30 protein-coding genes, 1 tRNA gene and 1 pseudogene are annotated in these 25,853 nt (G+C 68.4%); 24 read left to right on the top strand and 8 right to left on the bottom strand.

Annotated elements, in window-relative coordinates; genetic code table 11:
- A pseudogene (locus AAFN86_RS20465) lies at positions 1–108 on the top strand (IS630 family transposase); the annotation flags it as partial.
- A gap of 368 nt (positions 109–476) precedes the next feature.
- On the opposite strand, the gene AAFN86_RS20460 reads toward AAFN86_RS20465, so the two are convergent.
- Positions 477–1,019, bottom strand: coding sequence for an outer membrane protein assembly factor BamE (locus AAFN86_RS20460; protein WP_347545403.1), 543 nt, complete (start codon positions 1,017–1,019; stop codon positions 477–479).
- Positions 1,020–1,065: 46 nt separating this feature from the next.
- Between AAFN86_RS20460 and AAFN86_RS20455 the strand changes: the two genes are divergently transcribed.
- The 12 genes from AAFN86_RS20455 (at position 1,066) to AAFN86_RS20405 (ending at position 8,599) form a co-directional block, all read left to right on the top strand.
- A complete protein-coding gene (locus AAFN86_RS20455; protein WP_347545402.1) occupies positions 1,066–1,623 on the top strand; it encodes a ubiquinol-cytochrome C chaperone family protein in 558 nt (185 codons plus the stop codon).
- Positions 1,613–2,128: a YceD family protein gene (locus AAFN86_RS20450; protein WP_347545401.1), complete on the top strand. Its 516-nt coding sequence runs from the start codon at positions 1,613–1,615 to the stop codon at positions 2,126–2,128. The genes AAFN86_RS20455 and AAFN86_RS20450 overlap by 11 nt, the downstream gene beginning before the upstream one ends.
- Before the next feature lie 101 nt (positions 2,129–2,229).
- Entirely contained in the window at positions 2,230–2,430 is a 201-nt protein-coding gene (gene rpmF / locus AAFN86_RS20445; protein WP_137123705.1) for a 50S ribosomal protein L32, read from the top strand.
- Between the two features lie 80 nt (positions 2,431–2,510).
- Entirely contained in the window at positions 2,511–3,521 is a 1,011-nt protein-coding gene (gene plsX / locus AAFN86_RS20440; RefSeq protein WP_408906620.1) for a phosphate acyltransferase PlsX, read from the top strand.
- A 14-nt stretch (positions 3,522–3,535) separates the two neighbouring features.
- Positions 3,536–4,516 carry a beta-ketoacyl-ACP synthase III gene (locus tag AAFN86_RS20435; RefSeq protein ID WP_347545399.1) on the top strand — a complete coding sequence of 327 codons (981 nt, stop codon included), beginning with the start codon at positions 3,536–3,538 and terminating at the stop codon, positions 4,514–4,516.
- A gap of 105 nt (positions 4,517–4,621) precedes the next feature.
- On the top strand, positions 4,622–4,930 hold the full coding sequence (locus AAFN86_RS20430) for an integration host factor subunit alpha (protein WP_347545398.1): 309 nt from the start codon (positions 4,622–4,624) through the stop codon (positions 4,928–4,930).
- Positions 4,927–5,352, top strand: coding sequence for a MerR family transcriptional regulator (locus AAFN86_RS20425; protein WP_347545397.1), 426 nt, complete (start codon positions 4,927–4,929; stop codon positions 5,350–5,352). Before AAFN86_RS20430 ends, AAFN86_RS20425 begins: the two co-directional genes overlap by 4 nt.
- A 295-nt stretch (positions 5,353–5,647) precedes the next feature.
- Positions 5,648–5,724, top strand: a tRNA-Pro gene (locus AAFN86_RS20420).
- A gap of 233 nt (positions 5,725–5,957) precedes the next feature.
- Positions 5,958–6,257: a hypothetical protein gene (locus tag AAFN86_RS20415; RefSeq protein ID WP_347545396.1), complete on the top strand. Its 300-nt coding sequence runs from the start codon at positions 5,958–5,960 to the stop codon at positions 6,255–6,257.
- Positions 6,258–6,367: 110 nt separating this feature from the next.
- Entirely contained in the window at positions 6,368–6,910 is a 543-nt protein-coding gene (locus AAFN86_RS20410; protein WP_347545395.1) for a hypothetical protein, read from the top strand.
- Between the two features lie 187 nt (positions 6,911–7,097).
- Positions 7,098–7,781, top strand: a complete 684-nt coding sequence (locus tag AAFN86_RS29610; RefSeq protein ID WP_408906617.1) for a Bug family tripartite tricarboxylate transporter substrate binding protein — start codon at positions 7,098–7,100, stop codon at positions 7,779–7,781.
- Complete coding sequence (locus tag AAFN86_RS20405) at positions 7,685–8,599, top strand: NAD(P)H-dependent flavin oxidoreductase (RefSeq protein ID WP_408906619.1); 915 nt, start codon at positions 7,685–7,687, stop codon at positions 8,597–8,599. Before AAFN86_RS29610 ends, AAFN86_RS20405 begins: the two co-directional genes overlap by 97 nt.
- Positions 8,600–8,827: 228 nt before the next feature.
- Here the strand turns inward: AAFN86_RS20405 and AAFN86_RS20400 are convergent, their stop codons facing one another.
- From AAFN86_RS20400 to AAFN86_RS20385, 4 genes are read right to left on the bottom strand one after another with little or no spacing between them, the layout of a single operon-like run.
- Complete coding sequence (locus tag AAFN86_RS20400) at positions 8,828–9,352, bottom strand: MarR family transcriptional regulator (protein WP_347545393.1); 525 nt, start codon at positions 9,350–9,352, stop codon at positions 8,828–8,830.
- Positions 9,349–10,311, bottom strand: a complete 963-nt coding sequence (locus AAFN86_RS20395) for a tripartite tricarboxylate transporter substrate binding protein (protein ID WP_347545392.1) — start codon at positions 10,309–10,311, stop codon at positions 9,349–9,351. The genes AAFN86_RS20400 and AAFN86_RS20395 overlap by 4 nt, the downstream gene beginning before the upstream one ends.
- Before the next feature lie 13 nt (positions 10,312–10,324).
- Positions 10,325–11,515, bottom strand: a complete 1,191-nt coding sequence (locus AAFN86_RS20390) for a CoA transferase (RefSeq protein ID WP_347545391.1) — start codon at positions 11,513–11,515, stop codon at positions 10,325–10,327.
- Positions 11,516–11,517: 2 nt separating this feature from the next.
- Complete coding sequence (locus tag AAFN86_RS20385) at positions 11,518–12,723, bottom strand: acyl-CoA dehydrogenase family protein (RefSeq protein ID WP_347545390.1); 1,206 nt, start codon at positions 12,721–12,723, stop codon at positions 11,518–11,520.
- A gap of 44 nt (positions 12,724–12,767) precedes the next feature.
- On the opposite strand from AAFN86_RS20385, the gene AAFN86_RS20380 reads away from it, so the two are divergent.
- From AAFN86_RS20380 to AAFN86_RS20335, 10 genes are all read left to right on the top strand, one after another.
- Complete coding sequence (locus AAFN86_RS20380; protein WP_347545389.1) at positions 12,768–13,928, top strand: acyl-CoA dehydrogenase family protein; 1,161 nt, start codon at positions 12,768–12,770, stop codon at positions 13,926–13,928.
- Positions 13,929–13,953: 25 nt separating this feature from the next.
- Positions 13,954–15,138, top strand: coding sequence for a thiolase C-terminal domain-containing protein (locus AAFN86_RS20375; RefSeq protein WP_347545388.1), 1,185 nt, complete (start codon positions 13,954–13,956; stop codon positions 15,136–15,138).
- On the top strand, positions 15,135–15,569 hold the full coding sequence (locus tag AAFN86_RS20370) for an OB-fold domain-containing protein (protein ID WP_347545387.1): 435 nt from the start codon (positions 15,135–15,137) through the stop codon (positions 15,567–15,569). Before AAFN86_RS20375 ends, AAFN86_RS20370 begins: the two co-directional genes overlap by 4 nt.
- 10 nt (positions 15,570–15,579) lie before the next feature.
- Entirely contained in the window at positions 15,580–16,032 is a 453-nt protein-coding gene (locus AAFN86_RS20365) for a MaoC family dehydratase (protein WP_347545386.1), read from the top strand.
- Positions 16,029–16,910 (top strand): CoA ester lyase, encoded by an 882-nt coding sequence (locus tag AAFN86_RS20360; RefSeq protein WP_347545385.1) that lies wholly within the window; start codon positions 16,029–16,031, stop codon positions 16,908–16,910. The genes AAFN86_RS20365 and AAFN86_RS20360 overlap by 4 nt, the downstream gene beginning before the upstream one ends.
- Positions 16,911–16,922: 12 nt before the next feature.
- Entirely contained in the window at positions 16,923–17,786 is an 864-nt protein-coding gene (locus AAFN86_RS20355; protein ID WP_347545384.1) for a MaoC/PaaZ C-terminal domain-containing protein, read from the top strand.
- Positions 17,783–19,303, top strand: coding sequence for an acyl-CoA synthetase (locus AAFN86_RS20350; protein WP_347545383.1), 1,521 nt, complete (start codon positions 17,783–17,785; stop codon positions 19,301–19,303). Before AAFN86_RS20355 ends, AAFN86_RS20350 begins: the two co-directional genes overlap by 4 nt.
- A gap of 42 nt (positions 19,304–19,345) precedes the next feature.
- Positions 19,346–20,329 (top strand): tripartite tricarboxylate transporter substrate binding protein, encoded by a 984-nt coding sequence (locus AAFN86_RS20345; RefSeq protein WP_347545382.1) that lies wholly within the window; start codon positions 19,346–19,348, stop codon positions 20,327–20,329.
- A gap of 65 nt (positions 20,330–20,394) precedes the next feature.
- The gene (locus AAFN86_RS20340) at positions 20,395–21,360 is read left to right on the top strand and encodes a tripartite tricarboxylate transporter substrate-binding protein (protein WP_347545381.1); all 966 of its coding nucleotides are present in this window, start codon (positions 20,395–20,397) and stop codon (positions 21,358–21,360) included.
- Between the two features lie 7 nt (positions 21,361–21,367).
- Positions 21,368–22,558 carry a CoA transferase gene (locus tag AAFN86_RS20335; RefSeq protein WP_347545380.1) on the top strand — a complete coding sequence of 397 codons (1,191 nt, stop codon included), beginning with the start codon at positions 21,368–21,370 and terminating at the stop codon, positions 22,556–22,558.
- A 98-nt stretch (positions 22,559–22,656) separates the two neighbouring features.
- On the opposite strand, the gene AAFN86_RS20330 is transcribed toward AAFN86_RS20335, so the two are convergent.
- Both AAFN86_RS20330 and AAFN86_RS20325 read right to left on the bottom strand, forming a co-directional pair.
- On the bottom strand, positions 22,657–22,854 hold the full coding sequence (locus tag AAFN86_RS20330; protein ID WP_347545379.1) for a hypothetical protein: 198 nt from the start codon (positions 22,852–22,854) through the stop codon (positions 22,657–22,659).
- The gene (locus AAFN86_RS20325) at positions 22,851–23,246 is read right to left on the bottom strand and encodes a tautomerase family protein (protein ID WP_347545378.1); all 396 of its coding nucleotides are present in this window, start codon (positions 23,244–23,246) and stop codon (positions 22,851–22,853) included. The genes AAFN86_RS20330 and AAFN86_RS20325 overlap by 4 nt, the downstream gene beginning before the upstream one ends.
- Before the next feature lie 92 nt (positions 23,247–23,338).
- Here AAFN86_RS20325 and AAFN86_RS20320 point away from each other — a divergent pair, with 92 nt between their 5' ends.
- Complete coding sequence (locus tag AAFN86_RS20320) at positions 23,339–24,226, top strand: LysR family transcriptional regulator (RefSeq protein WP_347545377.1); 888 nt, start codon at positions 23,339–23,341, stop codon at positions 24,224–24,226.
- Here the strand turns inward: AAFN86_RS20320 and AAFN86_RS20315 are convergent, their stop codons facing one another.
- Positions 24,227–25,813 carry an ABC transporter substrate-binding protein gene (locus AAFN86_RS20315; protein ID WP_347545376.1) on the bottom strand — a complete coding sequence of 529 codons (1,587 nt, stop codon included), beginning with the start codon at positions 25,811–25,813 and terminating at the stop codon, positions 24,227–24,229. It lies immediately after the preceding gene.
- Positions 25,814–25,853 lie beyond the last annotated feature (40 nt).

Genomic DNA, 25,853 nt, shown 5'->3' with positions numbered 1-25,853 from the left:
GAGCGAACCATCGAAGGGCTTTGGTCTTCCATCGGCAGATTGATCGACGCCTTCAATCTAACCGAATGCACCAATTTCTTCCGCAACGCCGGCTATCGATCAAGTTGATCGAAAAACGCTCTAAAGGCTCAAGGCCTTTGGAAACCTCGGTCTTGGCGCTGAACACCGCGGTTCGGTGCGAGGAACATGGTGCTATCCTTCGCGCCCCTCCAGCCCCACGCATGTCCGCCATGCCGAGCCCAAAATCCCGCGGTCCAGGAGCCCGTTGGCTCCTGGCGGGGTGGCTTGGAGGGGCGGCGCCCCTCCAACCGTCAGCCTACCCTGGCGCTGGAGCATGCTACGTTCGCATGCGCTCACGCCTGATGCTCCAGCCTATTATTTTAATTGCATCTTCACGCGTCCGGATGATTCCATCCGAACGCGATCTGCTCCGAGCCAAAGCGGTCGCCCACCGATAACGGCGCCAGAAGCGCCGTTCAGTAACGCCCGCCGGCATTCGCCGGATTGCCGATGCCTGGTGTCCCGCCCATGCTCGGACGGCCGAGGTTGCCGAACAGTGATTGCAGCAGGTTCCGTTCGCTGCCCGGCACCGGCGTCTCACGCGACACCATCTGCACCGGCCGTCCATCGGCTTCGCCGAGTTCCCGCACGCCGCTGACCACGCCCTGCCGGTTGAAGGAGATGGCGACGACGCGCCGGTCCTCCACCTGCAGGAAGCGGCCGGGCTGCAGCCGCGTCTGGGCGCTGATGTAGTACCAGTTGTCTTCGTCGAAGGTGCCGCGGGCGGATGGCGACCCGAGCAGCGCCTCGACATCCGAGCGGGTTTGAATCCCCGGCGTGATCTGGGCGAGTTTTTCGGGGTCCACGCGATTGCCGCGCTGGACCGGTGCCGGGCCGAGCGTGTCGGTGATCCAGCCGCAGCCCGACAGGGCCAGGAGCAGCAGCATCAGCGGCGCGAGACGGGATGCGTTGACCGAACGGGTGTGGCGGGCCATGTCGCGGGAACCGATAGACATCATGATGCCCTCCGGTCAACCGCCGTGAGGGCAGGAGCCATTCCAGATCATGGGCATCCTCGCGATGTTCCGCCGCCGGCCGCATGAACGCGCCGGCTTCGAGCTCTATGGCGCCGCGGTAGGCGCGGCGCGTGCACCGGCGTTGTTCGCCGCCCTGGCCGTGCCAGACACGGTGGAAGGGCGGTTCGACCTGGTCAGCCTGCATGTCGGGCTGCTGATCCGCCGGCTGCGGGCGGATGCGGATGAACGCGGAGCGCCGCTCGCCCAGGCGGTGTTCGACGCCATGTTCGCCGACATGGACCAGAACCTGCGGGAAATGGGGGTCAGCGACCTGTCCGTCGGCAAGCGGGTGCGCGGCATGTGGGAAGCCTTCCATGGCCGTGCCCTGGCCTATGAGGCGGCATTCGACTCGGCCGGGCCGGACGCCCTGGCCGAGGCCCTGGCCCGCAATGTCTGGCGCGGCGAGCCGCCGGCGGGCGATGTCGCCGCGCGGCTGGCCGCGGTTGCCCGTGCCCAGGCGGCGCATCTGGCCGGGCAGGGGATCGATTCGCTGGCCGCCGGGCGCGTCGCCTTCCTGCCGGCGGAGGATCTGTTGCATGACGCCTGAATTCTCCCGCCCCGTCGCCCTGGCGCGAATCCCGCCCGAGGGGCGGCAGGAGCGGTTGCGGGCGACGCCATCCGAATGTGCGGCGCTGGCGCTGCGCTTCGGCATTCCAGCGGTCAACCGCTTCGCCGCCGAGCTGGTGCTGAAGCCCGAACCTGGCGGCGGGGTAGCGATCACGGGCCGCATCCTGGCTGAGGTGGTGCAGGATTGCGTCGTCACCCTGGAACCGGTCGTCCAGCAGGTCGAGGAAGCGGTGCATCTGCGCATCCTTGGACCCGGGGAGGCACATTCAGACGACCCCGAGGCCCCGGACGACGTGGATGCCGCCGGCGGCGTGGCCGATCTTGGGGAGGCGCTGGCCGAGCAGCTTGCGCTGGCGCTCGACCCCTATCCACGGGCGCCCGGCGCGGTGCTGCCCGAGGAGGTTGCAGGCGAGGAGCCCGAGGCATCGCCGGAGCCCCCGGCCAGCCCCTTCGCCGGCCTCGCCGCGCTGCGCGGGCGGAAATAGCCGCCCCGGGCGGCCCTGCGGCTTGCGCATCGGGGGGGTGGGTGCTAATGGCCCGCCCTCCCGCTATCCTGCACGTTTGTATATGAAAGAGGCTCGGCGCCATGGCCGTTCCGAAGAAGAAGGTTTCGCCCTCCCGCCGCGGCATGCGCCGCAGCCATGAGGCACTGAGCGCTCCGTCGTACCAGGAGTGCTCGAACTGCGGCGAGCTGAAGCGGCCGCACCACGTCTGCTCCCACTGCGGCCATTACGACGGTCGTGAAGTGGTTGCGGCCGAGCGTGTGGGCCAGACCATCCGTTCCTGAGCGGCGGTGTTGACCACACCGCGCGGGGGCCGCTGACCGTGTCCCAGCCGAAACCGCCCTTTTCGCTGGCGATCGACGCCATGGGCGGCGACGCGGCGCCTGACGTGGTGATCGACGGCCTGGAACTGGCCGCCGAGCGCCATCCCGATGCGCGGTTCCTGCTGGTTGGTGACGAGGCACGCGTTGGCGGTGCGCTGGCACGCCGCAAGCGCGCGGCGCGGGCCTGCAGCCTGCGCCATGCGCCGGACTACATTCCGGGCGACATGAAGCCGACCGCCGCGCTGCGCGTGCGCGGTTCCTCGATGCGCGTCGCCATCGATGCGGTGGCGAGCGGCGAGGCCTCGGGCATCGTCTCGGCCGGCAATACCGGCGCGCTGATGGCGCTGTCGAAGATCGTCATCAAGACGATGCGCGAGATCGACCGGCCGGCGCTCGCTGCCATCGGACCTTCGGCGCGCGGCGACGTGGTGCTGCTAGACCTGGGCGCCAATGTGCAATGCGACGCGCGCAACCTGGTTGAATTCGCCGTCATGGGCGACGCCTTCGCGCGCGCCGTGCTCGGGCTGACCAATCCGTCGATCGGCCTGCTCAATGTCGGCTCCGAGGAATTGAAGGGCGATGACCGCGTGCGCGCGGCCGCCGAGACGCTGCGCGATTCGCATATCGGCGCCAATTTCCGTGGCTTCGTCGAAGGCCACGACATCACCGCCGGCACCACGGATGTGATCGTGACGGATGGCTTCACCGGCAATGTCGCGCTCAAGACCGGGGAGGGCGCGCTGAAGCTGATGCGCGACCTCCTGCGTCAGGTCTTCACCAGCACCGTCCCCGCCCGGCTGGGCTATCTGCTTGCGCGCCCGGCGCTGGACCGGCTGCGCGAATGGATGGATCCGCGCCGCTACAACGGCGCGATCCTGATCGGGCTGAACGGCGTGGTGGTGAAGTCCCATGGCGGGACCGATGCGCTCGGCTTCGCGCATGCTGTCGATGTCGCGATGGACATGGTGACGCATGGCTTCAACGAGCGTATCCGTGAAGGCCTGACCCGCCTGTCCACGAATGGGCCGCGAATCGCGGCCGATCCTCGCTGAGGTTGCCGCCTTCCATGGTTATGCGTGCCATCATCGCCGGTTGCGGCGGCTATCTGCCGGCGACCCGGCTGTCCAATGACGAACTCGCGGCGCTGAAGGGGCTCGACACCTCCGACGCCTGGATCCGCGAGCGCACCGGCATCGGCTTTCGCCACATCGCCGCCGCGGACGAGACGGCCTCGGACATGGGCGCGGCCGCCGCGCGGCAGGCCCTGGCGCGTGCCGGCGCCGATGCGTCGGAGGTGGATGCCATCCTGGTCGCGACCTCCACGCCCGATTCCGCCTTTCCGGCGACCGCGGCGCGCATCCAGGCCAAGCTTGGCGTCACCAAGGGCTTCGCCTTCGACATGGCGGCGGCCTGCACCGGCTTCATCTATGCCGTCGGCGTCGCCGACGCGCTGATCCGCACGGGCCAGGCCCGCTGCGTTCTGGTGATCGGCACCGAAGTCTATTCCCGAATCCTCGACTGGACGGACCGCGGCACCTGCGTGCTGTTCGGCGACGGCGCCGGCGCGATGCTGCTGCGCGCCGGGGAAGGCGAAGGCACCACCGCCGATCGCGGCGTGCTGTCGTGCCACATGCATTCCGATGGCCGCCTGGGCGACATCCTGCATATCGAGGGCGGCGCGGGTTCGACCGGTGGCGCCGGGCTGCTGCGCATGGCAGGCAAGGAAGTGTTCCGCCACGCCGTGACCAAGCTTGCCGCCGTGGTCGATGAAGCCCTGGCCGCCAACGGGTTGGGGCATGAGGATGTGCGCTGGCTCGTGCCGCACCAGGCCAATCGCCGCATCATCGACGCGATGGGCAAGAAGCTGCATCTGCCGCCCGAACGCGTGGTCGTCACCGTCGAACGCCACGCCAATACCTCCGCCGCCTCGGTGCCGCTCGCACTGGCCGAGGCTTGCGGCGATGGTCGCATCCGTCCGGGCGACCTGGTGGTGATGGAAGCGATCGGCGGCGGCCTGACCTGGGGCGCCGCGCTGGCGCGCTTTTAGTTTTGCCCGAAGCGCCGGCGCCGGCGTTTGAGGCACACATCTGTTGACGCCCGCGACCGATACCGGTTTTCTTGCTGTTAGAACGGGTTGCGGGCGGCTCTCCACATGAACACGGTAACGCGGGCACAACTCGCGGAAGCGATCTACGCCAATGTCGGTCTGTCACGGAATGAGAGTGCCGCGCTGCTCGAATCCGTGCTCGAACGGATCTCGGCGGCACTCGAGGCAGGGGAAGCGGTGAAGATTTCCGCCTTCGGCACATTCCTGGTGCGCCAGAAGGGCCAGCGCGTCGGGCGCAATCCCAAGACCGGGGTCGAAGTGCCGATCCTGCCGCGCAAGGTTCTGTCATTCCGCCCGTCCCAGGTGCTCAAGGCGCGCATCAACAACGAGCCTGAGGGCGAGGGCGACGAATGAGCGAGGAGCTGCCCACCGAGGCCGAGGGCCGCGCCCGGCCGCGCAAGGCACCGACCGCCTTCCGCACGATCAGCGAGGTCGCCGACGACCTGCACATTCCCCAGCATGTCCTGCGCTTCTGGGAATCGAAGTTCCTGCAGCTCAAGCCGCTGAAGCGCGGCGGAGGTCGACGCTACTACCGGCCGGAGGACATCGCGCTGCTGCGGCGCATCTCCGACCTGCTCTACACACAGGGCTACACGATCAAGGGCGTGCAGCGGCTACTGCGCGACGGCACCGACGAAGGGCCGCAGGGCGGCGAATTGCCACTGGGCGATCCGCCACCGCCCCCGGCCGCCGAGGAGCAGGAGACCGCCGCGCTGCGTGCTGCGCTGGCTGAACTTGAGGCGATTGCGGGAGAGTTGCGGTTGCTGGCGGGATGAAAGGATGGAGGGGCGCTGCCCCTCCGTGCCAGCCCGCCAGGGGCCAGCGGGCCCCTGGACCGCGTGGTGTTGGCGCCCGGCGCCGAGGTTCGCGGCACGCGACGCGACCTTCCGTTCAGCCGCCGCGACGGTCGCCAGGTCCAGGGCCCTTGGGCTCTTGGCGGCGTGAGGTTCGCACAGAACCAAAGCCATTCCGCGGGTTCCGGCAAGCGCAGCCCGAGCCGGCATCCTTCGCTTCGTGAGGCGGGACGGGGGTGGAAACCCGGCGCGTCGGGTGCTACACGGCGCGTCCGGTCGGAGCGTAGCGCAGCCTGGTAGCGCATCAGTCTGGGGGACTGGGGGTCGTGGGTTCGAATCCCGCCGCTCCGACCAAAATTCCCCCAAAAATCAATAAGATAAGCCGGCAGACCCTTAAACCCTCCAAGCCCCTTCCGGCAAATCTGAACCGTTCGGCACCTTCTGAACCCTCCGCACCGCCGCCGAGCGACGGGGGCCTTGGCGTGCACTTACCGATTCGACTGATCGCCGGGTGGTGGCTTGCCTTGGCGTTCCGCCTCGATCAGTCGTCGCTTTAGGCCCATGTCCCATGCGGGCATCATGCCCGCGTGTCCCGCGCCAGCCCCTACGACAGTCCCGGTGTGCCGCTCGGCGAACTTACTGCCGGCTATTTTCTCGGCCTTGAGAGCAACGATTGCCGGTGCGCGATCGCCGTCACCTTTTCTGCGGCGGCCCGGCGCTTCGGAACGGAAATGGGCGTGCGCGACCTGGCGCGGCGCCTGTGCTGCACCGCCTGCGGACAGCGCGGCGTGGCCATGACGATTAACCCGCGCCCGACGCCTGCACAGGCGGCGCGTTATGGCGCACCAACCATCGTCGAGGAATGGCCGGAGGCGCCGCGCGAGTGAGCCGAACTCAGCCGCTCATGCGGCGGCACATGCGAGCCGGCTAATGAAGTTGCATACACTGCGAAGAAGCACGTATCCGTGAGTCATTCCGCCAAGGAAAGTCAGCGCGCATGTCCGGTTCCATGATCGCCCGCAACGGGCAGAAACTCCGCAGTGGCATGGTTCGCCGCACCGGCGGCCTCTCGAGTGGGTCGGGGTCTCGCCCCGATGTCTCATTCGGCGGCGGTGGCGGTGGTGGCTTTGGTCATGGTGGTGGCGGAGGTGGTGGCGGAGGTGGCGGCGGCTGGGGCGGCGATGGCGGCGGCGGCAATGGCGGCTGGCCCGTAAGAGTGCCGCACGTCATCGACCGATGCCACGAGGAAATGCTCGAAGGATTCGGTTGGGCAATCCTGAATTCCGAGAAACTCTGGTCAGGCGGTGACTGGGACGAGGAATACGCCAAGACCGAGACGAAGGCGATGTGCGAATTGTATGGCGCACAACTGGCAGGATTTCTGCTGAGAAGGCTCCAGGAGTTCGATGAAAGCCAAGTAATGCAACAATTGGAGACCGAGCCCGGCTTCATAACGTTGTTGGCTGAAGTCGAAAGCAGATTCAAGAGCTCTCAGTACATTGAAGGCTTGGCGACGACGCGCCAGCGTAACACCGAGTAGGTTTTGCAGATGCGAATGCGCCAACGATGCTGGCGGTCGCATTCATCGACGGATTGGAGCGGCATTCCGGCGCACAGAGGCGCCGGGTGCGGGCGACCGAAATGCCCGCGCCGCCGCCTTTCCCGATCGGCCGGTTCGCCTCATCGTTCCCTTCGCACCCGGCGGGAATGCCGACACCGTCGGAAGGGTGCTCTCACCGAAGCTGTCCGAAGCCTTGGGCCAGCCCGTCATCGTGGAAAGCAGGGCCGGTGCCGGAGGAAGCGTCGCCGCCACCGCCTTCGCGCGTATGAGTCCAGACGGCTATTCCCTCATGTTGGGCAGCAATGGGCCGCTGGCGATCAATCCGGCCATTCAACCCAATCCTGGCTACGACCCGCTGCGTGATTTCGCCCCGCTCTGCCTCGCCGTGCGCACCCCGAACGTGCTGGCGGTGCATCCCAGCGTCGCAGCGCGCAATCTCCAGGAACTCATCGCGCTGGCGAAAACGCACCTTAACCAGCTGTCCTGCGGCTCATCGGGCGTGCCGCGAGCCGCGTCGAACGGGCTGGTTGTTGCCGGGACGGCAGAACGATCCACGTCCTCGCCGGAGTCTGCGGGCCTGACCGGCCAGGTCTCGGGTCCAGGGCGAAGCGGGGTGCAGATCCTTCGGTTCATTCGTCATATGGTCGCGACGATGCGCGAATACGTGGTCGGAATCGTCCGCTGCCCCCGTGCACGCCGAAGGATCGAGGGACACACATGCCCATTCCCGCCGCATTCCATGGCCGCCTATCCGTGCCGGCCGTCGCTGCCCCGCAGTTCCTTGTGTCCGGCCCCGACTATGTCGTGGAAGCGTGCCGCGCCGGGGTGGTCGGCACCTTTCCCGCGCTGAACCAGCGCACGACCGAAGGATATGCCGCTTGGCTCGACATGATCGCGGAACGGCTGGCCGCAACACCGTCCGCGGCGCCGTTCGGCGTGAACCTGATCGTCCACCGGTCCAATGCGCGGCTGAAGGATGACCTTGCGGCGACGGTGAAGCACAAGGTGCCGCTGGTCATCACGTCGCTCGGCATCGTGCCGGAGGTGATCGCCGCGGTGCAGTCCTATGGCGGGCTGGTGTTCCACGACGTCACCAACCTTCGTCACGCCAACAAGGCCGTCGAAGGTGGCGTGGACGGGTTGATCGCCGTCTGCGCCGGAGCCGGCGGCCATGCCGGGCGGCTGAGCCCCTTCGCCCTGCTGCCGGAACTGCGCAACATCCACCAGGGCCCGCTGCTGATGGGCGGCGCCGTCTCGACCGGGCGGCAGATCGCCGCGGCGCTCATGCTGGGGGCGGACATGGCCTATATGGGCACGCGCTTCATCGCCGTGCGCGAAAGCATGGCGGTACAGGCGCAGAAGGACATGGTGGTGCAGGCCACGGCTGCCGACATCGTCTACACCCCCGCGATCAGCGGCGTGCACGCCAATTTCCTGCGCGCGAGCATAGCGGCCGCAGGGCTCGATCCGGACAACCTGCCGGAAGCCACCGGCGCGCATGTCGGAGACCACGACAAGCGCCCCTGGAAGAACATCTGGTCCGCGGGGCAGGGGGTCGGTTCCGTCCAGGATATTCCGACCATGGCCGACCTGGTCGCGCGCCTCGGCGAGGAGTACCGCGCGGCCCTGCGCGATGCCGCCCTTGCCCTGCCAACGGCGGCTGAATAGAGCGTGATGACCGCAGGTGCGAATGCACCGGAGGTCTGAATCACGCGATCAAACAACAGGTTGGAGCGTGATAGGTGAGCGAATGTGAATCAATCACGCTCCAGGCGCGCCGAAGGCCCGGCCTGACAGGCCTTCGCGGGCCTGGTACGGGCCGCCTTTGCCACGGCGGCGGTCCGTGCCGAACCGACATGCGACCCGCAGGTCCCATCCGCCTTGGCGTCGCGCCCGTCAGTCGCCGGTCACGCCATCCGATCCCAGTCGCGCCCGGAGCCTGCTCCTCAGTGCCGTGAGGACGCGGTCGGCCGCATCCAGGTCGTCGGCCTTCAGCCCATGAAGTAGGGTGGCGTTCAGCTCCCGTCCGACAGTGATCATGCGTTCCAGGATCCTGCTGCCGCGATGCGTGACGAAAACACGATTCAATCGCCGGTCCGACGCATCCGCCCGTCGCGACACCAGGCCTGCCGCTTCAAGGCGCGTGACCATCGCGCCGGTGGCGACCTTTCCCAGCTCCATCAGGCGGGCCAGTTCCGCCTGCGTCATGCCGCCTCTGGGGTCGTGCCGGGTCAGTTGCGCCAGGGCCCACCACTGGGCACGCGTCACGCCATGCGGCTTCATCGCCTGGTCGAACACGGCCTGTCGCAGGCGCGAGACGTCATGCACCAGGAAGCCGATGCGGAACTCGCCGCCGACCGGCGAGGCGTCGCGCTTCCGGCGCGCATCATTCACCTCGCGCTTGCGGCTGGCGCCGCTCATTCCCGCGGCAGGCCGGCGGCCTGGGCGATGCTGCCCCATTGGTCGATCTCGCGTGCCTGGAAACGCGCGAGGTCATCGGGCGTGCCTGTCGCGGAGACCAGGCCGAGGCTGAGCGAGTATCGCTGGCCTTCCTCGCTGTCGAGCGCGCCGCGGATCTCATGGTTCAGCCGCGCCACGATCGCCGGCGGCACGCGTGCCGGCGCGAAGACGGCGACCCAGGAGGCGAAGTCGTAGCCGGGCACGCCAGCCTCCTGCAGCGTCGGTACGTCGGGCAGCATCGGGATGCGCCGTGCGGGCGTGACGCCAAGGGCGCGCAGCGTGCCCGCGCGCACGTGCTCGCCGGCAGAGGCAAGGTCGCTGACCATGAAATGTAGCCGGCCCGCCAGCAGGTCCGTCACCGCCGCCGGCGTGCCGCGATAGGAGATGCGCTCGGCGCTGATGCCGGTGCTGCTGATGAGCAGCTGCGCTGCCGCCAGGCTGCCGATGTTGCCGGTGCCGTAGTTCATCGAACCCGCGCGCGCCTTCGCCTCGGTGATGAATTCGGCGACGCTGCGTGCGGGGAAATCCGCGCGGACCATCAGCACGAGCGGCGCGATGGAGGTCAAGGTCACTGGCGTGAAGTCACGCACCGGATCGTAGCCGGGCTCCTTCAGCAGATGCACTGCCGCCGCGTGCGTCGAGTTGGTGGCGAACATGACGGTGTATCCGTCGGGCGCGGCGCGGGCTGCCTGTCGCGCGGCGATGGCGCCGTTGCCGCCGGCCACGTTCTCGATCACCACGGGCTGGCCCAGGCTGCGGCCAATGCGCTCGCCCACGAAGCGCGCGATGCCATCGGTCGCGCTGCCCGGCGGGAAGGGCACGATGGCGCGCATGGGTCGGGTCGGGAAGGCATCGCTGCCCTGCGCGCGTGCCGCGAACGGCAGCAGCGGTGCGGCCAGGATGAGCCGGCGTGCGATCATGGCGATATCCTCCTCATGGCGAACCGAGGGCGCCGGCGGCGCGCAGGGCGGCGATCTCGTCATCCGCGAAGCCATAGCCGGCCAGCGCCTGATCCGAATGCTGACCCAGCAATGGTGGCGGCGAACCCACCGAGCGGGGCTTGCCGTCGAACTGGATGGGCTGCGCCATGGTCTTCAGCGGGCCGAGCTGCGGGTGGTCGTAGTCCATCACCATGCCGCGCGCCGCCATGTGCGGATGGGTGAGCATGTCGGCGATGGAGTTCACCGCCGCGCAGGGGATGCCGATGCGCAGGCAGAACTCCACCCACGCATCCGCCGTGCGCGTGGCGACGATGGCCTGCACCAGGGCGACCGTCTCGGTGAAGCGCGCGACGCGGTCGGCATTGGTGCGGAAGCGTGCATCCTCGCCCAGTTCCGGCTGGCCGATGCCGGCGGTGAAGCGGCGCCACAGATTGTCGTTGGCGATACCGATCAGCACCGGGCGGTCCGCCGCATCGAAGGCCTGGTACGGGCAGAGGGATTCATGGCCGGAGCCGCATTTTTCCGGCAGGGAACCCTTCTCCCAGAATATCTGAAAATTGTAGCCGAGCAGCGCGGCCGCCGTTTCGAACAGCGAGACTTCCAGCCGGCATCCCTGCCCGGTGCGGTTGCGTTCCAGCAGCGCGGCGAGAATGCCGGAGAAAGCGTTCATCCCGGTCGATTGGTCGATCGGCGAGAAGGGGCTGCGCGCGGGCCCGCCGCCACGTTCGCCTGTCATCGCCATGATGCCGGAGAAGGCCTGGAGGATGACGTCGTAGCCGAGGCCGTCCTTCAGCGGTCCGGTCCGCCCGAAGCCCGAGATGGAGCAGTAGATCAGGCGCGGATTCAGCGCGCGCATGTCGTCCGACCCGATGCCGAGGCGTTCGGACACGCCCGTCGCGTAGGATTCGATCAGCACATCCGCCCGCGCCACCATTCGTCGCGCAGCGTCGCGCCCGGCTTCGGTCTTGAGGTCGAGCGCGAGCGACTGCTTGTTGCGGTTGGCGCTGAGGAAGACCGCGCCGACGCCGCCGCGGAAGGGCGGCCAGCCCCGTGTGTCGTCGCCACCCTTGGGCGGTTCGATCTTCGTGACGTCGGCACCCAGGTCGCCGAGCCACTGCCCGCACAGCGGCCCGGCCAGCACCTTGGAGAAATCCAGCACGCGGATCCCGGCGAGTGGCGTCATGGTCAATATGATTTCGGCTGGCCGAGCACGCGCTCGGCAATGAAGGACAGCACCATCTGTTCGGAGACGGGCGCGATGCGGCAGATCAGCACCTCGCGCAGCAGGCGCTCCACGACGTATTCCTTCGCGTAGCCCATGCCGCCATGGGTCAGCACGGCCTGCAGCGCCGCATTGTGCCCGGCGCGGCCGGCGAGCAGCTTCGCCGCATTCGCCTCCGCCCCGCAGGGCTTGCCGTTGTCGTAGAGCCACGCCGCCTTCTGGGCCATGAGCCAGGCGGATTCCAGCGCCGTCCAGCATTCCGCCAACGGATGCTGGATCGCCTGGTTCTGCCCGATCGGGCGCCCGAACACGGATCGGTCGCGGCCGTAGCGTGCCGCGCGTTCCAGCGCATCCTGGCCGATCGCCACGGCTTCCGAGGCGACAAGCACGCGTTCGGGATTCAGGCTGTCGAGGATGTAGGAGAAGCCGCAACCTTCCTCGCCGATGCGGTCCTCATCCGGGATGAACAGGTCGTCGATGAAGGTCATGTTCGAATCGACCGCTGCGCGGCCCATCTTCGGGATGCGCTTGATCTCGACCTTGCTGCGGTCGATCTCGGTGTAGAACAGCGTGATGCCATCGGTCGGCTTGCGCACGCTTTCCTTCTTCGTCGTGCGCGTCAGCAGCAGGATCCGGTTCGCGACCTGGCCGGTGGAGGTCCACATCTTCCGCCCGTTCACCCGATAGCCGCCCGGCACCTTCGTCGCGAAGGTGGTGATCGAGGTCGTGTCCAGCCCGGCATTGGGTTCCGTCACCCCGAAGCAGGCCTGGTCGGTGCCGGCGATCAGCGGCGGGATCCAGCGCGCCTTCTGTTCGGGTGTGCCGTGCACCACGATCGGATGCGGGCCGAACATGTTGATGTGGATGGACGACGCCGCGGCCATCGCACCGCCGTGGCGCGCGACGGTGTGCATGACCAGCGCGGCTTCGGTCACGCCGAGACCGGCGCCGCCGAGTTCCTCCGGCATGGTGATGCCAAGCCAGCCGCCACCGGCCATGGCGCGGTGGAATTCGCGCGGGAAGCGCGCCTCATCGTCGCAGGACCGCCAGTAGTCATCACCGAAGCGGCGGCAGATTGCGGCCACGCCATCGACGATCGCCTCCTGTTCGGGCGACAGGCCGAAATCCATGCGTTCCTCCACGACTGCTTGCGCGATGATCGTACGCATGCTTACCATTTGGCAAGCGAACGAAGAACGATCGAGGAAACGGCATGCTGGACCGTCCACGCACGGTGCTGGGTGAGGAGTACGGGATCTTCCGCGCCTCCGTGCGTCGCTTCGTCGAGACCGAACTGGCACCCCATGCCCTTGCTTGGGATGAGGCAGGCATCGTCCCGCGCGAAGCCTGGCGCCGGGCGGGCGAGGCAGGGTTGCTGTGCTGCGACGTGGCGCCCGAATACGGCGGTCCGGGTGGCGATTTCGGCCATTGCGTCGTGGTCACCGAGGAGTTGGCGCGCGCGAATCTGTCCGGTCCCGGCTTCGTCGTGCATTCGGACATGGTCGCGACCTACATCGCGAAATTCGGATCGGAAGCGCAGAAGCGCCGCTGGCTGCCGGGCATGGTGGATGGCTCGCTGATCGGCGCCATCGCCATGACCGAGCCCGATGCGGGCAGCGACCTCAAGGGGATGCGCACGAGGGCGGTGGCGGATGGCGACCACTACGTCATCCGCGGGCAGAAGACCTACATCTCCAACGGCCAGAACGCCGACCTGATCGTCACGGCCTGCAAGACGGATGCGAGTGCGGGCGCGCATGGCGTCAGCCTGATCGTGGTGGAGGCGACGACGCCCGGATTCCGGCGCGGGCGCAACCTCACCAAGATCGGCATGAAGGCGCAGGACACCTCGGAACTGTTCTACGATGAGGTGCGCGTGCCGATGGGCAACCGCCTTGGTGTGGAAGGCCAGGGCTTCGGCATGCTGATGACGAATCTCGCGCGTGAACGGCTGGTGCAGGCGGTGCGGGGGACCATCCTGGCCGAGGAAGCGATCCGCTGGACCGTCGCCCATACGCGGGAACGCAAGGCTTTCGGGCGCACCATCGCGGATTTTCAGAACACGCGCTTCGTGCTGGCGGAGCTCGCGGCCAAGACCACGGCGGCGCGCGCGATGACGGACGGGCTGATCGCCTTGCAGATGGACGGCACGCTCGACCCCGTCGAGGCCGGGATGGCGAAGCTGTTCTGCACGGACCTGCAATGCGAGGTGCTGGACCGTTGCCTGCAGTTCTTCGGCGGCACCGGATACATGGCCGAAACACCGATCGCCCGCGCCTGGGCAGATGCGCGGGTGACGCGCATCGCCGGCGGTGCGGCGGAAGTCATGAAGGAAATCATCGGCCGGCGCCTGTTCGCGGACGCCGCGCGATGACGAATCAGCAGGAGACACAGCGCCGATGAGCGAGCGCACATTGCGCGGCAAGGTGGCGATCGCCGGCATCGGCGAGACCACCTACTACAAGCACGGACATTCGCCCGATGCGGAGTTCAAGCTGGCCCTGCAGGCGGTGCTTGCCGCCTGCCGCGATGCCAGCATCGACCCGAAGGACGTCGATGGCTTTGCCTCCTACGGCAATGACCGCTCGGAGGCGGTGCGGCTTGCCGCGGCCCTCGGCATCAAGGAGCTGCGCTTCTCCAACATGCATTGGGGTGGCGGCGGCGGCGGCGTCGCGGCGTCCGTCGCGAATGCGGCGGCGGCGGTGCATTCCGGCATGGCGAATTGCGTCATCGCTTTCCGCTCGCTCGCACAGGGGCAGTTTGCGCGCTACGGGCGCGGCGCGGCGGTGCCGGCGGCCTCGGGCGACGACGCCTTCCTGTTCCCCTACGGGCTGATGTCACCGGCGCAGCGCTTCGCCATGAAGATCACGCGCTTCATGACCGAGCATGGCATCAAGCATGAGGCGCTGCGCAGCATCGCCATGGCGTCCTACCACCACGCGCAGACCAATCCGCAGGCAGTGATGTATGGGCGCCCGTTGACCGAGGAGAAGTACGACGCCTCCCGCTGGATCGTCGAACCCTTCCATCGCCTGTTCGACTGCTGCCAGGAGAATGACGGCGCCGGCGCGGTGCTGGTGGTCCCGGCGGATCGTGCGAAGGACCTGCCGCACAAGCCGGTCTACATGCTTGGTACGGCGCAGGGCGGGCATCACCGCAGCGCGGCGCCGGTGCACAACGCGCCGGACTATGCCTCGGCGCATTTCCCCACCGTGGCGAAGAACATGTGGGCGATGGCGAAGCTCGGCCCGCAAGATGTCGATGTCGTGCAGGCCTATGAGAACTTCACCGGCGGCGTGCTGCTCTCGCTGGTCGAGCACGGCTTCGTCGATCCGAAGACGGCCAATGAGTTCCTTGTCCTTGAGAATCTGCTGGCGCCGACGGGCAGGATGCCGATGAACACCAGCGGCGGGAACCTCGCCGAGTGCTACATGCATGGGCTGGAGATGGTGAACGAGGCCGTCCGACAGCTCCGCGGCACCGCGAACAACCAGGTGGCCGGCGCCGAGGTCGTCGCCGTCCTTGGCGGCCCGATGGTCACGCCCGTCAGCAGCCTGGTCCTCGGCACGGAGGCGACCCTGTGAGCACCGCCCTTCCTCCCGGCCTGCCCGCCCCCGCGCAGGAACCCGTCGCCAAGCCCTATTGGGAAGGCACCCGCGCCGGCAAGCTGGTGATCCAGCGCTGCAAGGGCTGTGGCGCGCATCAATGGGGCCCGGAATGGGTCTGCCATCGCTGTCATTCCTTCGACCTCGGCTGGGAGGAAGTGGCGCCGCGCGGCCGTATCTGGTCCTGGCAGCGCCCGCACCATCCAGTGCATCCCGCGTTGAACGGCCATGGCCCCTACACCATCGTGCTGGTCGAACTGCCGGAGGCGGGCAATGTCCGCATGGTCGGCAACCTGTTGTGCGCGCCCGACGCGAAGGTCGAGATCGGCGCGGAGGTCGAGGCGGTGTTCGAACCGCATGACGAGGCCGACCCGCCCTACACGCTGGTCCAATGGCGCGTGACAGGCTGAGGGCACGAGCATGGCAGGATTGTATTTCGAGGAATTCGAGGTCGGCCAGGTGTTCCAGCACGCCATTCGCCGCACGATCACCGAGACGGACAATGTCTGGTTCTCCGCCATCACGCATAACCCGGCGGCGCTGCACCTCGATGAGGAATACGCGAAGGGCACCGAGTTCGGCACGCGCATCGTCAATTCCTGCTTCACGCTGGGGCTGATGGTCGGCATCTCGGTAGGCGACACGACGCTCGGCACCACCGTCGCCAATCTCGGATGGGACGAGGTGCGGTTTCCCAAGCCCCTGTTCCATGGCGACACGATCCGGGTGGAATCGGAGGTGCTGATGAAGCGCCCCAGCAAGTCGCGCCCGGGGCAGGGCATCGTCGAGTTCATGCACCGCGCCTACAACCAGCACGGCGTGCTGGTGGGTCATTGCCGACGCCAGGCGCTGATGCTGGGCAAGCCGGCATGATCCGGTCCTGGCTGTTCGTGCCGGCCGACAGCGAGCGCAAGCTTGCCAAGGGCGGGGAAAGCGGCGCCGATGCGTTGATCCTCGACCTTGAGGATTCCGTCGCAGCATCGCGCCGCCCGGTGGCGCGCGGGATGGTGGTGGACTACCTCACCGCGCATGCCGGAGCCGCGCGGCGGCCGCAGCTTTGGGTGCGCATCAATCCGCTCGACGACGAAGGCCTGACCGATGCCGCCGCCGTAGTCCGCGCCGCGCCCGATGGGCTGGTGGTGCCGAAGGTGAGCGGGCCGGACGAACTGCTGCGCCTGTCGCATTGGCTCGATGCGCTGGAAGCACGCGACGGGTTGCCGGCCGGCGGGGTCAGGCTGTTCGCGGTGGCGACGGAAACAGCCGCGGCCGTTCTGCGCCTGTCGGAATACGCGCGTGTCGCCGTGCCGCGGCTCGCGGCCCTGACCTGGGGTGCGGAGGATCTGCCGGCCGCACTCGGCGCCAGCACCAACCAGGATCCGGCGGGCGGCTATGCGCTGACCTACCGCTACGCGCGCTCCGCCTGCCTGCTCGCCGCGGTCGCGGCCAAGGTGCAGCCGATCGATACGCTGGAAGTCGATTTCCGCGACGAGGTCGCCTTGCGCGCCGCCTGTGCGGATGGGCGCCGGCAGGGCTTCACCGGCAAGATCGCCATCCATCCCGCGCAGGTCGCCGCAATCAACGAAGGCTTCCGCCCGACCGCGGAGGAGGTCGCCCATGCCCGCCGCATCGTCGCCGCCTTCGCGGCGAGCCCGGGCATCGGCACGGTCGGCCTCGACGGCAAGATGATCGACATGCCGCATCTGCGTCAGGCGCAGCGCGTGCTCGCCGCCGAAGCGGCATTCCAGGACTGACGGGGGAAGCGCATGGCCATCGACTACGACAAGCTGAAGAACCGGACCTTCGCGGATATCGAGACGACCTACGGCATCAAGGACACGATGCTGTATGCGCTGGGCCTGGGCCTTGGGCAGGATCCGATGGATCCGAAGCAGCTGCGCCATGTGTATGAGGAAGACCTCGTCGCGCTGCCGACCATGGGCGTCGTGCTGGCCACGCCGGGCTTCTGGGTGAAGGAACCCGATACCGGCGTCGATTGGCCGAAGGTGCTGCATGGCGAGCAAGGGCTGACGATCCACAGGCCGCTGCCGTCGCAAGGCCGTGTGGTCAGCACGTTCCGCATCGACGAGATCATCGACAAGGGCGCGGGCAAGGGCGCGCTTATGTACACGACGCGCGAGCTGCGTGACGCTGCCGCTGGCGATCTGCTTTGCAGCATCACCAGTACATCCTTCCTGCGCGGCGATGGCGGCTTTGGCGGCCCCTCCGGGCCGATCCGCCAGCCGCATCCGGTGCCGGAAGGCACGCCCGACGCGCATTTCGACTGGACGGTCGGCCGTCATGCCGCGCTGCTGTACCGCCTGAACGGCGACTACAACCCGGTGCATGCGGATCCGAAGGCCGCGGCCAAGGGCGGCTTCGCGCAGCCGATCCTGCACGGGCTCTGTTCCTATGGTGTCGCGGGATGGTCGGTGATGAACCTGCTGTGCGATGGCGATGCGTCTCGCCTGCGCCGTTTCGACTTGCGCTTCACATCGCCGGTCTATCCGGGGGAGACGCTGCGCACCGAAGTGTGGAAGCAGGCGCCCGGCGTGGCCGCCTTCCGCGTGCGGGTACCGGCGCGCGATGTCATCGCGCTCAACAACGGCCGGGCGGAATACCTGCCGTGACGGCGTCGGCGGTCATCGTCAGTGGTGACCGCCAGGTCACCCGCGACGCGCTGATGGTGCGGGTCCGCCGCGCGGCATCCGGCTTCGCCGCCATTGGCATCGGCCCCGGCGACTGCGTCGCGCTGCTGTTGCGCAACGACTTCTCCTTCCTTGAGGCCAGCCTCGCCGCGACGACGCTTGGTGGCTATGCGGTGCCGATCAACTGGCATTGGAAGCCTGAGGAAGTCGCCTATCTGCTCGGCGATTGCGAAGCGCGCATCGTCGTCGCGCATCGCGACCTGCTGCCGCTGCTGTCGGATGCGCCGCCGGGCCTGACCATCCTCGTGGTGCCTACGCCGTCCGAAGCCGTCGCGGCCTATGGCATCGCGTCGAGCCAGGGCACCACACCCGGCGAGGATTGGGACGCCTTCATCGCGCGTCACGAACCGATCGACCGTCCCCCGCAGGCGCCGCGGGAGAGCATGATCTACACCTCCGGCACCACAGGCCGGCCCAAGGGCGTGCGCCGCCAGCCGCCCACGCCGGACCAGGCGGCCGCCACCGCCCGCAACCGGGCGCAGATCTATGGGCTGGTCCCGGGCATCCGCGCGCTGGTGCCAGGGCCGATGTATCACTCCGCCCCGAACGGCTTCGGCCTGCGCGCCGTGCCACTCTCGGACGTATTGGTGCTGATGGTGCGCTTCGATCCGGAGGAGACGCTGGCGCTGATCGAGCGCCACCGCATCACCACCGTCTTCCTCGTGCCGACGATGATGATCCGCCTGCTGCGCCTGCCGGACGAGGTGAAACGACGCTACGACCTCTCCTCCCTGCGCCATGTCACCCATGCCGCGGCGCCGTGCCCGCCCGAGGTGAAGCGCGCGATGATCGAATGGTGGGGGCCGGTCATCCATGAATTCTACGGTGCGACCGACCTCGGCGCGCCGACCGCCTGCACCTCCGAACAATGGCTGGCGAAGCCGGGCAGCGTGGGCACGCTGACCGAGGGCGCGACCATCAGGATCCTCGACGACAGCGGGAAGGAATGCCCGGTCGGCGTGCCCGGCGAGATCTACGCGCATGTCACCTATATGCCCGACTTCACCTACAACAAGCGCGACGGCGACCGCCGGTCGGTCGAACATGACGGGCTGATCAGCGTCGGCGACGTCGGGTATTTCGACGCGGATGGCTATCTGTTCCTCTGCGACCGCAAGCGGGACATGGTCATCTCCGGCGGCGTGAACATCTACCCCGCGGAAATCGAGGCGGTGATGATCGGCATCCCCGGCGTGCTCGATTGCGCGGTCTTCGGCATCCCGGATGCGGAATTCGGCGAAGCGCTCTGCGCCGCCATCCGCGTGGCACCGGGCACCAGCGAGGCGGCGATCCGCGAGGCGCTGAAGGCGCGCCTCGCCAACTTCAAGGTGCCGCGCGTCATCGACTTCCACGACGAATTGCCGCGCGACGATTCCGGCAAGCTGCTCAAGCGCAGGCTGCGCGATCCCTACTGGCAGGGGGCCGGCCGCGTGATCTGACGCACGAGCGCGCGGCAAGCGCGCAGCAAGGGAGGACAGGGGATGCAACGGATCGCAACATCACGCCGCGTGCTGCTCGGCGCGGGGCTCGCGCCATTGCTGGCCCCGCGCCTTGCGCGCGGGCAGGGGGCGTATCCCGCCAATCGTCCTGTCAGCCTCGTGATCCCCTATGCCGCCGGCGGCATCCCCGATGTCTTCGGCACGGCCATCACGCAGGGGCTGCAGGAACGGCTCGGCGGCACCTTCGTCATGGACCACAAGCCGGGGGCGAGCACGACGCTCGGCACGCGTCAGGTCGCGCGGGCGCGGCCCGACGGCACCGCGCTGGTCTTCGCCGGCAACGCCACCTTCACCATCACGCCCTTCGTGCTGCGCAGCGCCGGCTACGATCCGGCGAAGGACTTCACCTGGATCGGGCTGACCGGCATCGCCGTCTACCTGTTTGTCGCCAATCCACGCTGGGAAAGCCTCGGACAGATCCTCGCCGCCGCGAAGCAGCGACCGAACGAGATCAGCTACGCGACCTGGGGCGTGGGCTCTTCCGCTCATCTCGGCACCTTCGACCTCGCGCGCCGCGCGGGCGTGGAGATGATCCATGTGCCCTACAACGGCACGGCGGCGGGGCTGATCGACGTGTCCACGGGGCGCGTGGACTTCATGCTGACCACCCTCGCGCCGGCGAAGCCGCATATCGAGGGCGGGCGCGTGCGTGCGCTGGGCATCGCGACGGCGCAGCGCTTCCGGCCGCTGCCGGACCTGCCGACCGTCGCCGAGCAGGGCTTCCCCGACTACCTGGTGCCCAACTGGACCGGCGTTGCCGCACCGGCCGGTCTGCCGGACAACATCGCCGGACCGTTGGATGCCGCACTCGCATCCACCTTCTCCGATGAACGCCTGCTGGCAAGGCTGGAGCCTCTCGGCATCACGGCCTCGCCGACCGGGGCGCGATACATGCGCGAACAGGTCGCGCGCGACCTTGCGGAGAATGCCGACCTCGTCCGACGCGCCGGCATCACGCCCGAATAGGCAACGCATGGACGGCGCACGCCGCGCGGTCGTAGCCTTGGGGAAAGCTCCCCGGGGGAACTCCGATGTCCATTGCCCGCCGTTCGGCGCTCGCCGCCGCCCTCGCCATCGCCGCGCCGGCGGTTCGCGCGCAATCGCGCGCCTGGCCGAACCGGCCGGTGCGCATCATCATCCCCTATGCTCCCGGCGGCCCGGTCGAGATCCCCGGCCGCTTCATCGCCGAACACCTGTCGGCGCGTCTCGGCCAGCCCTTCATCGTCGAGACGCGCCCCGGTGCAGGCGGTGCGGTTGGAACGAAGCAGGTGATCGCCGCGACGGACCAGCACACGCTGGCCATGGTCACCGGGGCGGTGGCCATCCAGCCCGCCGTGCAGCCCGATATCGGCTACGACCCGGTGACCGAGTTGCTGCCCGTCTCGATGGTCTCCGCGGCCAGCATGGGCTTCATGGTCCGACCCAACGCGGCCTTCCGTGATCTCCAGGGCCTGATCGCGGCGGCGAAGGCAGCACCGGGGCGTGTCACCTACGGTTCCTCCGGCAACGGCACCACGACGCATATGGCCGCCGCGCTGTTCGGGGCGCGTGCGGGCATCACCTGGCAGCACGTCCCCTATCGAGGTGGCGGGCAGCTGATCAGTGGGTTTCTCGCCGGCGATGTGGATGTGATGAGCGGCGACCTCGCCACCCTGCTACCGCATGTGCAGGAAGGCCGCGGGGTGCTGCTCGGCGTGACGTCGCCGGAACGCGTGCCGGCGGTGCCGGACGTGCCCTCCATCACCGAAATCGTGCCTGGCACGGGCATCACCATCTGGTTCGCCCTGTTTGCCCCGCGCAATTTCCCAGAGGATGCGGTGGCGCGCATCGTCACCGAGCTCGCGCCACTGCGCAGCGGCTCCGCGCTGGGTGAACGCATGGCCGCGACCGGCGGGCAGTTGCTGCTGACGGGGCCGACGGAATTGTCCGAACAACTGCGTCGCGAGATGCCGCTATGGCGCCAGGTCGTCGCCGAAGCCGGCATCCGGCCGGAGTGACGCGCGAATGATTCCGCTGCTGCCCGGCCTGCGCGTCCTCGATCTGACCACCGTCATCTATGGCCCGCTGATCGGGCAGGTGCTGGGCGATTTCGGCGCCGATGTCATCAAGGTGGAAGGGCCCGAAGGCGACCTTGCTCGCGCCATCCAGCCGCGCGGCCCGCAGGGCGACAGCGCGATGTTCGTCTGCAACAACCGCAACAAGCGCAGCATGGTGCTCGACCTCAAGACCGCCGCCGGGCGAGAGGTCTTCACCGGCCTGCTGCGCTGGGCGGAGGTCTTCGTCCACAACATGCGCCCCGCCGCGATCGATCGCCTGGGCTTCGGCTTCGCCCCGGTCGCCGCGATCAATCCGCAGATCATCTACTGCGCCGCAGTCGGCTTCGGCAGCGGCGGGCGCTATGCGGGGCGCCCGGCCTTCGACGACGTGATCCAGGCCGCGGGCGGCATCGCCGCGCTGCCATCCTATCGCGGGCAGGACCCGGCCTATGTGCCGGGCGTGATGGCCGACAAGGTGGCGGCGCTGACGGCGACCTATGGCGTGATGGCCGCCATTGCCGCGCGCGGCCGCGGCATGAAGGGCCCGATCGAGGTCGAGGCGGCGATGTTTGAATCCGTCGCCGCCTTTGTGCTGAACGAACACCTGGCGGCCGCGGCCTTCGGCGGGCCACCGGAAGCCGCCGGCTATCACCGCATGTTCGCCCCGGACCGCCGCCCCTATCGCACGCAGGACGGCTGGATCGCAGCACTGCCCTACACCGAGCAGCAATGGCGCCGGCTGCTCGACTTCACCGGCCGGCGCGACGTGCTCCAAGCACCCTGGTTCTCCGATCCGGGCGAGCGCAGCGCCCGCATCGCCGAACTCTACACCGTGCTGGCCGAGGAGATGACGCGCCGCAGCACCGCCGACTGGCTGGAAGCACTGGAAACGTTGGACATACCGCATGCGAAGGTGAACCGGCTTGAGGACCTGCTGCGCGATCCGCACCTCCAGGATGTCGATTTCTTCGCGCCCAACGGCACGGGCCTCGCCCGGTCCGCGCGCCAGCCGGTGCGCTTCCCCGGCCTGGCGGACGAGCCCGACCGGCCGGCACCTGCGCTTGGCGCCGATGCGCGGGCGCTGACGGAGATGCTCGGCTACACGCCTGAGCAGATCGACCAGCTCAGGGCGGGCGGCGCATTCGGGCCGCCTGCCTGAATAGGGGCGCGGAAGGTGTCGTCAGGATAGACGCCTATCCGCAAGCCGGAACGCGCCGCAGGCCAGGGGCGTCGGCTCGAATCACGCCCCGGCCACGATCATTCCCGCCAGAATGGCTTCCGGCACTCACGCTCGACATCATAGGCGTTGAGGCCGGCATCCTTCCTTTCGCGCGACGTCATGGTCGCCATCTCGGCGCGTTCCCGCAGCCGCGTGGTCCAGCGTTCGACCAGCAGGCGCCAGGTGGACGGATGGGCCGTCCGCGGCTCGGCCCAGGCCATGGTGCGCGCGCTCATGCCACCAACTCCGCCGGCGCCATCTGCGCAATGCCCGCGCCGAAGGACCAGTCCACCGGCGTGTTCTCCTGCAGCACCACCATGACATCCTCGGGCCGGATGCCGATCGCTTCCGCCCGTGCGGCGAGAGAGGCATAGAGCGCGCGCTTCTTCTCCTCGCTGCGGCCGCGGCGGAAGGTGATGTGCACCACAAGCGCATCCGCGCTGCGGTCCACGTCGAAATAGGTGCGGTCCATGACCAGCCGCCGCGGCGGGTGCTCGGTGATGATCTGGAAGCGATCGGTCGGCGGCACGTCCACCGTCTCGACCAGCGCGCCGTGCACGGCGTCGGCAAGGGCGGCGATGCGGTGCTCCGGCAGATGCTGCGGAATATCGATGCGAACCAGGGGCATGGATGGTCCTCCGTTGTGCCGCCTATGTCGCGCATCGATCAGGCTGCGATAATCGGCTATTCAGGACCGGTATTGATGAACTGGAGTCCGCAATGGGCCAATCCGACGACATGGCGGCGTTCCTGCGCATCGTCGAGCGTGGGGGCTTCGCCGCGGCCGCACGCGGGTCGCCGCTGACGCCCTCGGCCCTGTCGAAGCTGGTCCAGCGGCTGGAGGCACGGCTCGGCGTACGGCTGTTGACGCGCACCACGCGCCGCATCGCGCTGACGCCGGAAGGCGAAACCTATGCCGCCCGCGCCCGCGACATCCTCGCCCTGATCGAGGCGACCGAGACGGAAGTAACGGCCGGCCGTGGCCGCCCGCGCGGGCATCTGCGGGTGAACACAGGCACCGCATATGCTCGCCACCGCCTGATCCCGCTGCTGCCGGCCTTTTGCGCCGAATATCCCGACATCACGATCGACCTGACGGTGACCGACCGGCGCGTGGACCTGGTGGCCGAGGGTGCCGACGTCGTGCTGCGCACCGGTGCGCTCGAGGATTCGACGCTGATCGCGCGCAGGATCGCCGAGGGGCGGCGCGTGATCTGCGCTGCCCCGACCTACCTCGCGCGTCGCGGCACGCCGCAGCGGCCCGGTGATCTGCTGGCGCATGACTGCATCGTGCTGCACGGCCATGCACGATTGACGATCTGGCCTTTCGGCGACGGCGAGGGCATCGCCGCGCTGGCCGTACGCGGACCGCTCACGACCGACAGTGCCGACGCGCTGTGCGACATGGCCCTGGCAGGCCTCGGCATCATTCGCGTGAGCGAATTCGTCGTGCTCGACGCGATCGCCGATGGGCGGCTGGTACCATTGCTGGAGGCCGAGCACGCGTCGGAGGAGGTGCCGGTCTGGGCCATCACCGCGCCGGGCCGACACCGCATGCCGCGCATCCGCGCCTTCGTCGACTTCATGGCGGCGCATGCCGCGGCGTGATCAGCCCCGCGTCACCGCCTGCGGCAGGAAGGCCCCGTTGTAGTACGGCGTGACCGACGCCGGCCTGCGCGCCGCATAGACATAGGCGGGGTGGTAGATCATGTGGATGATCGCTTCCTCGCCGATCGCGATTTCCGAGGCGCGTGCGAGCAGCCCGTTTCGCTTCGTCTCATCCATCTCGCGCAGCGCCTCGGCGACCAGGACGTCCGCACGCGGGCTGGCGTGGCGGGTGCGGTTGGCGGTGCCGAGACCCTGGTCGCGGTCATAGGCATGCACCAATGCGCGATAGGCATAGGAAATGTTGTCCGCCCCGTACTGCGCGGCGAAGACGCTGAATTGCTGGCGTGCCGCGGCGGGGAAGAAGGCGGCGTTGGGCAGTGTGGCGACATCCGTGCGCACGCCGATGCGTGTCCAGAACTGCGCGATCGCCTGCGCCACCTTCTCGTCATTCGGATAGCGGTCGTTGGTGGCGTGCAGCGTCAGCTGGAAGCCGTTCGGATAGCCGGCCTGGGCGAGCAGGGCGCGCGCCCGTTCGGGGTCATAGGGTGCGACGCCAAGCGCCGAGGACGTGCCCGGCGTGCCATCCGGCAGCAGGTTGGACGCGACCGTCGCCGCCCCTTCCATCACCCGATCGACGATCGCCGCGCGGTTGATGGCGAAGGACAGCGCCTGGCGCACCCGCGCATCCTTCAGCGGGTTGCGGGTCATCGGCTGGCCATTGGCGTCGCGGATCTGCGGGGAGACGTCGCGGTCCATGTCCATTGAGATGTACATCACGCGCATGCCGGCGATCTGCGTGACGGCCAGCGCCGCGTCGCGCCGCAGTCGGGCGAGGTCGGCCACCGCGACCTCGTCCACCGCCTGCACGTCGCCGGCCAACAGCGCGGCCATGCGGGAGGAATCGCCGCTGATCACCTTGAAGTTCGCCGCCGCGAAGGTAGGCGCCGCACCGAACCAATGCGGATTGCGCTGCATGGCGACGAATTCGCCGAAGCGGTAGTCGGTCAGCGTATAGGGACCGGAGAAGATCTTCACCGTCTGGCTGTTGAAATCCTGCGGGCGCAGATTGGGGCCGAGCACCTTCGCGATGATCGCGACCTCGGTCATGTCCTCGGCCATGAAGGGGTAGGGGTTGGCCGTGTGCAGCAGGATCGTGCGCGGGCCGGTCACCTCGGTGCGCGTGATGGCGCGGACGAAGATCTGGTAGCCGCCGGCCGAACCCTCCAGCGTCGGAATCCGGGCGATGGAATAGGCGACGTCCTCCGCCGTGATCGGGCTGCCGTCGGAGAACTTCGCATCGGCGCGGATGGTGAATTCCCAGGCGCGACCGTCCTGGACCGGCCGCCATGACTGCGCGACACCCGGTTCCGGCTTGCCGTCCGGCGTCATGCCGATCAGCCGCGCATGGATGGCGCGCAGCAGGTTCTGCTCACCCGAGAGCCGGAACTGCGGGTCCATCGAGGTCGGGCTGAGTTTCAGCCCGGCGCGCAGCATGCCCGCCGCGTCGGCCTGCGCGGCGGCGGGTCGTGGCAGGATGGCCACGGTCAGGCCGGCGGCAGACAGGCGCAGGAATTCCGAGCGCTTCATGGCTGTGTCCATCCCCGTGATCGTTGCGCTGATCCTTGGG

It is taken from the genome of Roseomonas sp. CAU 1739, from assembly GCF_039839775.1.
Classification (GTDB): Bacteria; Pseudomonadota; Alphaproteobacteria; order Acetobacterales; family Acetobacteraceae; genus Neoroseomonas.
The sequence above is the reverse complement of the archived record's forward strand: the minus strand, read 5'-3'. Positions and strand labels throughout refer to the sequence as shown.